Origin of the sequence: Pseudodesulfovibrio hydrargyri, assembly GCF_001874525.1 — a bacterium.
GTDB classification, from domain to species: domain Bacteria; phylum Desulfobacterota; class Desulfovibrionia; order Desulfovibrionales; family Desulfovibrionaceae; genus Pseudodesulfovibrio; species Pseudodesulfovibrio hydrargyri.
Genome location: NZ_LKAQ01000001.1, coordinates 511,678 through 524,699, shown reverse-complemented (window position 1 = coordinate 524,699; position 13,022 = coordinate 511,678). Strand labels below are relative to the sequence as shown.

Below are 13,022 nucleotides of genomic sequence, written 5' to 3'. Positions count from 1 at the left end.
ATCACGCCGAAAAGGAGAAAATCATGTAAGTTGCCGAATCAAAAAGAAAAAGGGTTGTAGCTAGTTAGCCACAACCCTTGTTTCATTCTGGTGCCGAAGAGAAGACTCGAACTTCCACGGTCGTAAGACCACATGGTCCTGAACCATGCGTGTCTACCAATTCCACCACTTCGGCACGGTCAGGAAGAGACTGTCTATAAGAGAACCGGGTGGTTGGCAAGCACTATTTCAAACTTTTTCATTCCCGGCGGACCGGGGAGACGGGGCACCGGAAAGTGCCGTCGGCGAACTGTCACGCTTTTTGGAGTTTGCGTGACGTACTTGTCCGAAGTGTGCGGATGTTCATATGAACGGGGCGCGTCCTCTATCCGTTTCCAACCAAAAACATACCTCAGGAGTCGACATGAAACGCATTTGTTCACTGATACTTGCACTTTGTCTTCTCGTTCCTTCGGGGGCGTTCGCCGCGGACCTGTTCATCGCCCAGGCGGCCAATTTCACCCCGGTGATGAAGGAGATCATCCCGGCCTTTGAAAAGGCCACCGGCCTGAAGGCCCAGGCCACCTACGCCTCCACCGGCAAGCTGTACGGCCAGATCGTCAACGACGCGCCGTTCGACATCTTCCTGGCCGCCGACGAGAAGCGCCCGAACAAGCTGTTTGCCGACGGCCTGGCCGAGAAGCCCTTCGTCTACGCCAAGGGCCAGGTGGTCCTGTGGTCCAACGACAAGAATTTCTGCGGCGACGACTGGAAGGCCACCGTGGTCAACGACGCCGTGAAGCGCGTGTCCATCGCCAACACCGAGACCGCGCCCTACGGCACCTCGTCCATGAAGGCCATGCAGGCCGTGGGTATCTGGGAAAAGGTCCAGCCCAAGCTGGTCTTCGGCCAGTCCATCTCCCAGGCCTTCCAGTTCGCCTCCACCGGTTCGGCGGACGCGGGCTTCTGCGCCTACTCCTCCGTGTTCACCGAGGTGGGCCAGAAGGGCTGCTTCACCGTGGTCGACGAGGCTCCGCCGGTCGTTCAGGCCGCCTGCGTGCTGAAGTCAGCTCCCCATGCCGACGCGGCCGCCAAGTTCGTCAAATTCCTGGCCTCCCCCGAGGTGCAGGCAATGAAGCTCAAGTACGGATACAAATAGCTCATGGATTGGACACCACTGATCCTCTCGGCCAAACTGGCCATTTGGACCATGTTGCTCATCCCTATCTTGGCCTCCCCGATGGCCAGCTTGCTGGCCTTCGGGAGGTTCAAGGGGAAGAGCCTCCTCGATGCCGTGGTCACTCTGCCCATGGTCATGCCCCCCACGGTCCTGGGCTTCGCCCTGCTTGTGGTCATGGGGCCGCGCGGCTACATGGGCGGGCTGTGGGAGGACGTCACCGGCAACCGGCTGGTCTTCAGCTTTTCGGGCATCCTGATCGCATCCATGGTCTTCAACCTGCCATTCGCGGTCCAGCCCCTGCGGGCCTCCCTGGAAAAGCTGGACCCGAGGCTGCTCGAGAGCGCGGCGGTCCTGGGCCTGTCCCCCCTGTCCACCTTTTTCCGCATCGTTTTGCCCAACTGCCTGGGCGGCCTGGCCGCCGCGTCCATCCTGGTCTTCGCGCACAGCCTCGGCGAATTCGGCGTCATCCTCATGGTCGGAGGCAGCATCCCCGGGCAGACCCAGGTGGCCTCGGTGGCCATTTTCGAGGCGGTCGAGGCCCTGCGCTTCGACGATGCCTTCCGCATGTCGGCGGCCTTGATCCCCGTCTGCTTCGCGGTGCTTCTGATAATCAACAAGATCAATGCGAGGCGCGCCTGATGCTCAACGTCGAAATGACCAAACGGCTGAAACACTTCGACCTCGACCTTTCCTTTTCCTGCGCGCCCGGCGAGATTACGGCGGTGATCGGCCCCTCGGGCGCGGGCAAGACCACCCTGGTCCGGCTGCTGGCCGGGCTGGAACGTCCCGACGGGGGGAGAATAACCTTCGGGGATACGGTCTGGGCCGATCCCGAAAAACGCATCTTCGTGCCCGCGCGCAAGCGCGGATTGGGGTTGGTCTTCCAAGACTACACGTTGTTCCCGCATCTGACCATCCGCAAGAACGTGGCTTTTGCCGCGTCCGACGACAATCGGGTGGACGAGCTCATGACCATGTTCGGCATCCGCCATCTGGAGGCAAGCAGGCCGGCGGGCATCTCCGGCGGCGAGCGCCAGCGGGCGGCCTTTTGCCAGGCGCTGGCTCGCGACCCGGTGCTGCTGCTCCTGGACGAACCGTTCTCGGCCCTGGACGTGGCCAACCGGCGCAACCTGCGCAGTTGCCTCAAGGAATTGAAGAGCGAGCTGAACATCCCCATCCTGCACATTACTCACGACCTGGACGAGGCCCTGTACCTGGGCGACCACATCCTGGCCGTGGAGAGCGGCAGGATCGCCCCCCACTGGCTCAAGGAGCAGCAGGCCATTCAGCACCGTCTGGCGGTGTCCGGCCTGGCCCGGAGCGGGGAGGCGGCCGTGGCCCGCGCCGAGGAATCGAGGCCCGCGGAGCGAGCGCTTCTCGGCTGCGGATGATCGAGCGGGCCGTGACGGCGCGTTCGGTGACATGCCGGGTGCGTTCAGCCCGCGAGCAGAGTGATTCCGAGGATTTCCCACGGTTTTCATCGCATACGCATCCCCCACGAGCCCGCATCCGGCTGGCGATGCGCGTCATGCGGTCGGTGGCGAACCTTCCTTCCACCAATGGATAGACCAGCCGCACCACGTGGTTGAACGGCCTATCCGGCCGCCTTGCGAGTGCGCGCAGAGCATCCGTCTCCGTCATTCTTTCGGACACCCCATCAACCTGAACTAGAAGGAGGCTCGTGATGAAGCTGAGTGCAAGAAACCTCATTCCCGGCAAGGTCAAGGACGTGACCGTGGGCATGGTCAACGCCGAGGTGGTCATCGAGATCGCCCCGGCGGTGGAGATCGTTTCCGTGATCACCAAGAATTCGTTGGAACGTATGGACATCAAGGTCGGCGACGAGGTCGAGGCCATGGTCAAGGCGACCAGCGTGATGGTCGTCAAGGACTGATCCCCGCGTCCGGTCCCGAACGCCAGGGGCATCCTCGTGGGGGTGCCCTTTTTTTGCGTGCCGCTCAGCATGCCGGGATTTCTGGATATCTGTTTCGCAAGGCCCGATGGTCCGGCCCGGGCCGTCGATGTATCATTGACGCCGCGCGTGTTTGGGAGCATACCCGCCATGCGGACGGACTCGTGAACGGGCCCGCCGCCGGAGCCGTCGAGCGGCCGGGAGAACCGGCCGCCGGTGCCCGCGACGACTCCTCCTGTCGACATGACGACTTCAACCCCCTCCGGGCTTCGGGCCAAAGCCCAGCTATACCATCATGATTCCGTTTTCCGATTTCTATAGGGGCCGGAAGGTGTTCCTGACCGGCCATACCGGTTTCAAGGGCGCATGGCTCGCCCTGTGGCTCCATTCACTGGGCGCGGAGGTCTCCGGGTATTCCCTGGCCCCGACGTCCGAGCCCAATCTGTTCGAGGCCGCCGACCTGGCGGACCGCATCCGTCACGTCTCCGGGGGCATCCTCGACGCCGAGGCCCTGGACCGGGCCATGGCCGAGAGCCGCCCCGAGGTGGTCTTCCACCTTGCGGCCCAGGCGCTCATTCCCGAGTCCCTGGAGCATCCCCTGGAGACCCTGCAGACCAATGTCATGGGCTCGGCCAACGTCCTCGAGGCGGTACGCCGGACCGATTCCGTGCGCGCCGTGGTCTGCGCCTCCACCAACAAGTGCTACGACAACCTCAAGCAGCCCTGGGGCTACCGCGAGAACGACCCGCTGGGCGGCCATGATCCGTACAGCGCCTCCAAGGGAGCCATGGAGATGGTCTGCGCCTCCTGGAACCGGTCCTTCTTCAGGCCCGAGGGGCGCGTGGGGCTGGCCACGGTCCGGTCGGGCAACCTTATCGGCGGCGGTGACTTCAGCCCCTGGCGGCTGGTTCCGGATTACGTCCGGGCCGTGCGCGAGGGCAGGATTCTCGAAGTCCACAGGCCCAACGTCGTGCGCCAGTGGCAGCACGTGCTCGAGCCCCTGAGCGGCTACCTCTGGCTGGCCGTCAAGCTGGCCGGTGATCCGGCGCGCTTCGGCGGGGCCTGGAACTTCGCGCCCTCGGACAACACCTGCTCGGTCGAAACTCTGGTGGAGACCATTCACTGCCTGAGCGGCATGGGCGGCTGGAAGGCCGTGACCGGGGAAGGGGAGGGGTGGCTGGAAGCGGCCATGCTCAAGCTGTGCAGCGACAAGGCCGCCGTGGAGCTGCAATGGAAGGCGGTCCTCGACCTTGAGAGGACCGTGGACATGACCATGCGCGGCTACGGCCCGTTTCTCGGCCGGGAGTTCGACGCCGGAGAGGTCTGCCTGAGCCAGATCGACGAATACACCGCCCTGGCCGCCCGCAGGGGCATGCCCTGGGCGCTCTGATCCGGGCGCGGGGAGCTCCCTGCCGGAAAGCCATATAACAATGAAAAAGGGCCGCATCCTTGAGGATGCGGCCCTTTTTCATTCTGGTGCCGAAGAGAAGACTCGGAAGTGCAAAATCTCCGACAATGCGACAATATATGATTTTGTTTGTTTATTATGTCCTAGCGTGTTCTTCATGTTTGCACTTTGATCCCCAGCTTCAGCAACTATGGAGCGGGGACTTTACATGTGAAGTTGGAAAACCTTTTTTGCCAGATCAATGCCGATGGTAGTAATACTTTTCATTGGACCCGTTTCTTACGTTTGAGCTTGTACTTCATGTACAAGCTTGGTGACAGCCTAGGGTGACCCTGATGAAAAGCCAAAGAGCTTATCAAAGGAGTTGATCCATCCCATTACCTTAACTTCTGATCCAGTTTTTCGGGAAATTTCTATATAATAACTGGCTCTTGATAAACTTATTGACTGCAGAAAGTCGATGGAGATATATTAGCAGTACGATTCAGGGTGGCATGACCATAGAACCTGTACTACTTAAGTTAGCCGCTCAGTGGTCCAAAGACGTGAGGCCAGTTCTCAAAGTTAGTACTAATCCAGCAAGTCATAATTTTTTAAACAGGTAAGGAGATCGTATGTGCAACAGGGTACCAACTTCTTGTGACGTTCAAAAAATTCATGAAGAGATTAATCAGCTTGCGAATCAAAGATTCTTGCTTACGACACTTTCAGTAACTGTATTTGGTTTGGTGCTGACAATGCAATTGCCAAAAGATATTCCAGTTCAAGGGGCGGATATTGGTGGACTACATTACATGCTTTCTATAATATCTTCAATTGTAATATTTTTTTTATATGTTCTTTCTCACTATACAAAAGGAATGCAAAGAATTTGCACCTCGTACCTTGTTGTCACAAAAACATCTACATGGGAAATGGACTGGGAAGAATTTAGAAAAAGGCCGCATTTTGGCTATACGAAACCACAGACTGCATTATTTTTATTAATCAATGGGCTTATTGTGATGTTTCCATTTGTTTATGCGTTTATTTGCGAACAACAATTGAAGCCGCTAGGTGGTATGTTTACATTAATTTTAGTAGGGTTAGCTTTGGAGGTTTTAATGTATTTGATGGGTTTTAAAAACGTATTTGATCTCCATAAAGGAGTAAAAAAAACTTGGGAGGAGATAAAAATTGTGGAGAATGTTCAAAAAGACCACAGAAGTGGATCCACTTTGTTGGACCACTGAGCGGCGTTTTAAGGTGGACAGGTTCTCGGGCTATTTGAGTTCTGGCGTTTAGAGCTGCTTTATCCTTCGCCATACTTTTCACCGTGGTTTGCCATGATAATGACATAAGCAAGGTCCCCGGGGCAAGGCCGGACTGTGTGAAGCGTCCGTTCGAAGGACTTGGCCTTGTGCTGGCGGTTGCTTGCGTAATGCTCGCGGAAAAAGCGGAGGGAGGTCAAAACCCTGCCGCCGGAAGTTGCGCGGCGATTCTTCGGGATGATACGATAGGGCATAACCAGTTAGGTTGAGTAATCAGAAGGAGGTCAAACGAGATGAGGTCGCGTTTATAAGTTTTGGCGCCAGTCTAAACTGATGAACGCTTAAGTAGGCACTAACATGCCGTAACACTAAACACTTCTTTGTCGTTCATTTCCAAGCGGCACGCTTTCACATCCAAACGCGAGGCTGAAACACAGCACCCCCGTCGGACAAACGACAGGTATCTATCACCTGCCGTTGTTGACCCCCACGGCCATCGCTTATGCGCAGGACGAACGAGCCTGCGTGGTGGCACCCCTTTATTAAATGGGTTCCTGAATTTTCCTTCAGTTGGGAAATGGACATTGATTTGTCCCGTGTCGGTTGTTGTGTGGCGCATTCGCGCCATAGGCAGGTCATTCCTCGGCAAACGGGGAAGGTCCGACCTGCTTTGTCCCGGGACGTTGGTCCGAATTTTAGGGGGTAGGATCTAACTGACGAACTTGCAGGATAAATACGAAAAAGGGTTGCAGCTGGTTAGCCGCAACCCTTGTTTCATTCTGGTGCCGAAGAGAAGACTCGGAAGTCCTGATTTTTCGGCTGTGCGGCAATGATTTGATTTTATTAGTCTATTCCTGCTCGACGTGTCCTTCCTGATTTATGGTTGACCTACCATTTTGACCCGGCTTCAGCAACTGGGAGTTTCCTCAAATTTAAACGAAGGTAAAACTCTTCTTAAAAGTACCCACCACGCTTCTGAAAATCGATTGCCCGCTTTATTTATCAAATAAGGCGGGCACTTATCATTGAATGATTTTCGGTGTTATACGAAAGCATTCGTGAATTTTCGAAACCGTTTTACACATTTTTTCACACACGCAAACAAAACAATCGTGTTTAATTTTAGCCAATTATAATCTCGCGTTAACTTAACTCGCCTATACTTTGGTCTTATGGGGCAAGGAACCCTTCAATCTGAGCTACTGTTAATGGCGTAACGGGTTGCCGTTCCAGGTTCGGAGAAATTCAGTTTGAGGGAATACTAGGATTTCTTCTGTTTTCTTTTGGGAGAAAATTGGCCACACCAATCCGTATTTTTCACTTTTGGCCAGATGCCCATGGCTTGTTCGGAGATCAGAGAAATGGTCGGAGGCGCGAACCTGCACGTCCCGTCCTCTTTGTAATTCGTCTGAACCGCGAGATAATAACGACAGTTTTCACACAGTTCATCCATGTGGAGTTCTCCTTCAGAGTAGTGACCATGAGCCGGAATTGGCACTGAGTCCTGTCTCAGACGGTATGCCTCTCGTGGATTTGGGTCAATCGCGCACTCAGAAAACAGGGTTCCTGGGGATGAGTTCGTTCCCTTGGGTACTTAACGATGGATTTGAGTTGGACAGAGTATCAAGTTGTGCCGCTTTTTCAATCCAAGCCGGTTTCTGTCCACCGGACAAGTTCAGCTTTCCTGGAACGATTGTGCATTCGCTGTATTAATAAAATTTATAGTGTTCATTGTTGCTGCATATGCTAAACTGAAACCAGTTGAATATCTTTTTAATCTCAGGGGGACATCATGGCTGCATTATTCTGGTTCGTATTGATAGGACTGGTTGCCGGCTGGCTGGCCGGGATGCTTATGAAAGGCGGATTCGGTCTCATTGGAGATATCGTCATCGGTGTTCTTGGGGCGGTGATAGGCGGATACGTCTTCGGACTTCTTGGGATCAACTCAGGCGGACTGATCGGGGCAATAGTCACAGCGACAGTGGGTGCGGTGATCCTGATTTTCATTCTGCGTCTGTTCAGAAGAGCCTGATCGACGTACTCCATGGCACCCGCCGTTTAAGCTTCCGCAGCCCTCCATACCCGCTTTTGAAACACGCCTGGCCGTTCCGCGCATCTTTGCCGCGCCCACACGACTCCACACTGTAACATTACCCGTTGAGATTCTGCTTCCATCCGGATTCTTTGCCGTTTTCTCCCTCGCAGAACCAGTCGACGGACGCCGCAAAGATGGAACCCCCGGGAGAGGTGGTGGACGATGCCGCCATCACCGCCATGGCCGAGAGGACGTTGTCCTACCATCGCCCAATCGGCACCCTGAACGGCGAGGCCGGAAGCCATGCCGAGAAGGACCTGGCCGGAAAGCTCGTGGATGATGTTCACGGCGTGAAGAAGATAGTCAACAGTACCAATTGGATAGAAACGCCTTGAGGAAGTATGCCGGGGGGGCTGGCGGAGGGATGCCCGAGGGCAACGCCCCGGCATCCGACAGGGTCTTATCACGCGACAATTGGTGTTGGACAAGGTATGAGGTGAAGACGAAGGCAGGTTCATGAAAAAGAAAAAAGACACACCCGATTCCAAGCTGCAAAAGACCTCCCCCGTATCGAACGACAAAACCGTTCCCGATCCGGGGCGCTGGTCTGGATCGGTCTTTCCCATCGTGGGCATCGGCGCCTCGGCCGGAGGTCTGGCGGCTTTCGAAGCCTTTTTTTCCGGCATGTCCGCCGCCGCCGATCCGGGGATGGCCTTCATCCTGGTGCAACATCTGGCTCCGGATCACAAGAGCTTGCTGACCGAGCTCATCCGCCGCTGTACCCGCATGGAGGTCTTCGAGGTGGAAGACGGCATGGAAGTCCGGCCCAACTGCATCTACATCATCCCGCCCAACCGCGACATGGCCTTTCTGCACGGCAGTCTGCACTTGATCGAATCCATCGCCCCACGGGGACAGCGGCTGCCCATTGACTATTTTTTCCGCTCCCTGGCTCAGAGCCTGCATGAATCAGCCATCGGCGTCGTGCTCTCCGGCACGGGCAGCGACGGCACCCTCGGCGTGCGGTCCATCAAGGGCGAAGGGGGCATGGTCATTGCCCAGACGCCCGAATCCTGCGAGCACGACGGCATGCCGCGCAGCGCCATTGCCACCGGCCTGGTGGATTACGAGCTGGTGCCGTCGGAGATGCCCGCCCGGATCATCGCCTATGCGAACCATGCCTATGGTCCGCCTCTCCGAACGGCGTCCGCGCCCGTGACCGACAATGCGCTGCGCAAAATATGCATCCTGCTGCGCGCCCAGACCGGACACGACTTTTCCCAGTACAAACCGAGCACCATTCATCGCCGCATTGAACGCCGAATGGCCGTGCATCAGATCGACACGCTGGATGCGTACATTCAATACCTGCGGCAAACCCCGATGGAAGTGGAGGCCCTTTTCCGCGACCTGCTCATCGGCGTGACCCGTTTTTTCCGCGATGCCGATGTGTTCAAGGTGCTTGAAGAAAAAGTCATCCCGAAACTCTTTGCCGGGAAGTCCCCGAATTCCTCAATCCGAATCTGGTCGGCGGGATGCTCCACCGGAGAGGAGGCTTACTCCATCGCCATTCTCCTTCAGGAGTACATGGAAAAGACCCGACAAACATTCAAGGTGCAGGTCTTTGCCACAGACATTGACAGCCAGGCCATAGCCACGGCCCGAAGCGGGCTGTATCCGGCCAGCATCGCCACCGACGTCACACCGCAACGGCTGGCGCGGTTTTTCTCGGTTGAAGCCAATGGCGGCACCTACCGCATCCACAAAACGCTCCGCGACATACTGATCTTTTCGGAACAGGATGTGATCAAGGACCCGCCCTTCTCCAGGCTCGACTGCATCGTATGCCGCAACCTGCTCATCTACATGGGCGGGGAGTTGCAGAAAAAACTCATCCCGCTCTTCCATTACGCCTTGCGACCCGGCGGTTTCCTTTTTTTGGGCACATCGGAAACGGTGGGCGACTTTGGAGACCTGTTTACCGCAGTGGATCGCAAGTCGAAACTGTATCTGCGCAGTGAAGTTGCGCGCGGCAGGCACTCCGCGCCCATGGGCCGTTTCCTGCCGCCGCTGACGGTCCTTGACTCGTCCCCCCTCCGGCCGACAGGCGTAAAGGAGGCCGCCCCCGCTAAACTGCCGTTGCGCGAATTGACCGAACAGACGCTGCTGCATCGGTTCATCCCGGCGGGAGTGCTGGTCAACGCCCAAGGCGACATCCTCTACCTCCATGGGCGCACCGGCCAGTACCTGGAACCCGCGCAAGGCGAAGCGGGCACCAACAACATCCTCAAGATGGCGCGGGAGGGATTGCGCCGAGGGCTGAGCACGGCCCTGCACAAGGCGCGATCGTCCGGTGAAACCGTTCGCAGCCAGGCTTTGCGGGTCAAGACCAACGGGCCCTTCACTTCGGTCGATCTGACGGTCTGCCCGGTGGCGGCCGACCATGCCGGGTTTTCCGCCTCCCTTTATCTGGTGGTCTTGAGGCCGACGTCGCAAGCCGACCTCGGGGCGGTGCAAAAATCCCATCTCCCGGACGTCGAGGATGGGGCAGAGAAACTGGCCAGAGAAAAGAATGAGATCGCGACATTGCGGCAAGATCTGTTGGCCAACGAGGAGTATCTCCAAAGCACCATCGAGGAGCTGGAGACGTCCAACGAGGAACTCAACTCCTCCAACGAGGAAATGCAGTCCATCAATGAAGAACTGCAATCTTCGAACGAGGAGCTGGAAACCTCCAAGGAAGAGCTGCAATCCGTCAACGAGGAGTTGTCCACCGTCAATGCCGAGCTGCAGAACAAGTTGATCGATCTGTCGCAGGCCAACAACGACATGAGCAACCTGCTTTCCGGCACGGGCATCGCCACGATATTCGTGGATCACCAGCTGTGCATCATGCGCTTCACCCCGGCCGCCACCCGGATCATCAACCTGATCCCGATCGATATCGGGCGGCCCGTCGGCCACATCGTCTCCAAGATGGTGGGTTACGACAACCTGGTTGAGGACGTGCGGTCCGTATTGGAGACGCTGCTCCCCAAGGATCTGGAGGTACAGACGGCGGACGGCAAATGGTACACGATGCGTATCCAGCCCTATCGCACCCTTGAGAACGTGATCGAGGGGGCGGTCATCACCTTTGTCGACATAACCGAGATGAAGAAATCCCACGAGTTGTTGCGGGAGGCCCATGGCCAAATCCGTCTGGCGGTGGTTGCGCGGGATTCGCTGGACGCCATCGCCGTCTTGGACACGAAGGGAGATATCCTGTCCTGGAATCCCTCGGCGGAGCGCCTTTTCGGGTGGAGTGAAGGGGAGGCGCTGGCCATGAACATTCGGGATATGCTTCCGGAGGATATGCAGTCGCAGGAGCTGGAGAACATCCGGCAAGTCGCGGCGGGCGTCATGCCGGCGCCCTATGAGACGAGCCGCGTCCACAAGGACGGACAGACCTTGGAGGTATGGCTTACGGCCAGCCCGTTGGCGGACGACGCGGGTCATGTCTATGCCATGGCAACCATACAACGGATGGCCCCGGGGAGGGACAGCACATGACAGACAAACTCAGACATCAAGCCGAAGCTTTGATCCAGGCGACTGAATCCGCGGACAAATCCCCTCTTTCTTCCGAGGCGGCGCAGCAGGCGCTCCACGAGTTGCGGGTCCATCAGATCGAGCTGGAGTTGCAGAACGAGGAGTTGCGCCGGGCCCAAACGGAACTGGATGCCGTACGGGCGCGCTACTTTGATCTCTATGACATGGCCCCGGTCGGGTATTGCACGGTCAGCGAAAAAGGGCTGACCCTCGAGGCCAATCTCACCGCCGCGACACTGCTCGGCATGCTTCGTGGTGAAATGGTAGGACAGCCCTGGACCAGGTTTATCCATAAGGAGGACCAGGACATCTATTACCGGCACCGCAAAGAGCTCTTCAACAATGCTTCGCCTACAGCGAGGGCGGAATGTGAATTGCGTCTGGTGAAAAAAGACGGGAGCGAGTTCTGGGCACTTTTGACCGGCTCAATAGCCCCGGATGACGAAGGCGCTCCCGTTTGCCGCATCGTGATACACGACATTGCGGCGCGCAAACAGGAAGAACAGTTCCGGGAGGACGTGCAAAGCATAATACATCACGACATCAAGGGGCCGCTCACCAGTTTGTATTCCTTGGCGGAATTGTTTTTGAAGGGGAAGATGGACGATGCCTTGATGGACGTTTTCCCGCAAGTCGTTCTCGGCGTCCGGCAGGTGATCCGTCTCATTGATGCCGCCGAGCCCTTGCGCGAGATGGAAAGGGGTGAATACACGCCGGCGGAAACACTGCTCGAAGTCCATCCACTCCTTGAATCCGTGAAGGATTCCCTGGCGATACTCTCCGCGCAGAACGATGTGACCATCCTCCTCCAGCCTTCGGCGGAGTGTGTTGCCGGAAGGGCGCGGGTATGCGGAGAAGCCTTTCTCTTTGAAGACCTGTTCGCGAATCTGGTGAAAAATGCTATCGAGGCCTCTCCCGGCGGGGGGAGCGTGACCATCGCCTGTCGAGTGGATCCCGAAGTGGTGCACGTTGCCATCCACAATACCGGTGCGGTGCCTGAATCAATCAGGGACCGGTTCTTCGAGAAATACACCACTGCGGGCAAGCGGTTCGGCACGGGGTTGGGGACCTATAGCGCCCGGCTCATCACCGAGGCGCATGGCGGCCATATCGGACTCGCCACATCCGAGGCCGACGGAACCACGGTCAGCGTCTCGCTCCCCCGCTGCGACATCCGGTAGCGTGCCTTCAGCCCGGCCCGCCGAAAGCCCTTGTATCTGAAAGTAGGAATACAACGTCCTTTGCCCCATGGCTAAAGCCTCATGGAGGTCTCTTCGAGCCGGATCGAGGCTTGTCGAGACTCGGTTCCACCGCTCGTGCCGGGTGTCCTGACCGCCGAAGAGGGTGGGGGATGACGGTTGCCGATCCGGAGCGGGGCTCTCCCCCCGTTGCCAGGTCGTTCTAACAACACTCTGGGTCATCGGATCGAAACAATCCACATCGAATGGGATCGGCAACTCGCCAATAACTCACGGCAAGTCCGATTGATTTTATATTTGCTCCGCATGAACTGTTTTATGAAAATATGCAGTGACAATCCCAGATCATGGAGTACTATGTAAATACTCATTGGCCTTTGTGTCTGTGTTTAAAATGGTGGTATTTCAATTAATAGTCCCATCAGTGCACATTGATTGAATATAATAAATGTATTGTAAATACGA

The 13,022-nt window shown here is 56.9% G+C and carries 10 protein-coding genes and 1 tRNA gene; 10 read left to right on the top strand and 1 reads right to left on the bottom strand.

The genetic code is table 11. From position 1 onward, the window contains the following. Positions 1-88 precede the first annotated feature (88 nt). A tRNA-Leu gene (locus BerOc1_RS02500) sits at positions 89-175 on the bottom strand. Between the two features lie 228 nt (positions 176-403). On the opposite strand from BerOc1_RS02500, the gene modA reads away from it, so the two are divergent. The 10 genes from modA (at position 404) to BerOc1_RS02450 (ending at position 12,539) form a co-directional block, all read left to right on the top strand. Further along, positions 404-1,138 carry a molybdate ABC transporter substrate-binding protein gene (modA, locus tag BerOc1_RS02495; RefSeq protein ID WP_071544135.1) on the top strand — a complete coding sequence of 245 codons (735 nt, stop codon included), beginning with the start codon at positions 404-406 and terminating at the stop codon, positions 1,136-1,138. Between the two features lie 3 nt (positions 1,139-1,141). After that, positions 1,142-1,798, top strand: coding sequence for a molybdate ABC transporter permease subunit (modB, locus tag BerOc1_RS02490; protein WP_071544134.1), 657 nt, complete (start codon positions 1,142-1,144; stop codon positions 1,796-1,798). Further along, a complete protein-coding gene (locus BerOc1_RS02485) occupies positions 1,798-2,550 on the top strand; it encodes an ATP-binding cassette domain-containing protein (protein ID WP_071544133.1) in 753 nt (250 codons plus the stop codon). Before modB ends, BerOc1_RS02485 begins: the two co-directional genes overlap by 1 nt. 293 nt (positions 2,551-2,843) lie before the next feature. Beyond that, a complete protein-coding gene (locus tag BerOc1_RS02480) occupies positions 2,844-3,053 on the top strand; it encodes a TOBE domain-containing protein (protein ID WP_071544132.1) in 210 nt (69 codons plus the stop codon). Between the two features lie 313 nt (positions 3,054-3,366). Then, positions 3,367-4,461, top strand: a complete 1,095-nt coding sequence (gene rfbG, locus BerOc1_RS02475; protein ID WP_071544131.1) for a CDP-glucose 4,6-dehydratase — start codon at positions 3,367-3,369, stop codon at positions 4,459-4,461. A gap of 632 nt (positions 4,462-5,093) precedes the next feature. Then, positions 5,094-5,711, top strand: coding sequence for a hypothetical protein (locus BerOc1_RS18750; protein WP_129586468.1), 618 nt, complete (start codon positions 5,094-5,096; stop codon positions 5,709-5,711). A 1,810-nt stretch (positions 5,712-7,521) separates the two neighbouring features. Continuing rightward, positions 7,522-7,764 carry a GlsB/YeaQ/YmgE family stress response membrane protein gene (locus BerOc1_RS02465; protein WP_071544129.1) on the top strand — a complete coding sequence of 81 codons (243 nt, stop codon included), beginning with the start codon at positions 7,522-7,524 and terminating at the stop codon, positions 7,762-7,764. A 197-nt stretch (positions 7,765-7,961) separates the two neighbouring features. Next, positions 7,962-8,162: a BON domain-containing protein gene (locus tag BerOc1_RS02460; protein WP_071544128.1), complete on the top strand. Its 201-nt coding sequence runs from the start codon at positions 7,962-7,964 to the stop codon at positions 8,160-8,162. Between the two features lie 121 nt (positions 8,163-8,283). Then, on the top strand, positions 8,284-11,319 hold the full coding sequence (locus BerOc1_RS02455; RefSeq protein WP_071544127.1) for a chemotaxis protein CheB: 3,036 nt from the start codon (positions 8,284-8,286) through the stop codon (positions 11,317-11,319). Continuing rightward, positions 11,316-12,539 (top strand): ATP-binding protein, encoded by a 1,224-nt coding sequence (locus BerOc1_RS02450; RefSeq protein ID WP_071544126.1) that lies wholly within the window; start codon positions 11,316-11,318, stop codon positions 12,537-12,539. The genes BerOc1_RS02455 and BerOc1_RS02450 overlap by 4 nt, the downstream gene beginning before the upstream one ends. The last annotated feature ends 483 nt before the right edge of the window (positions 12,540-13,022 follow it).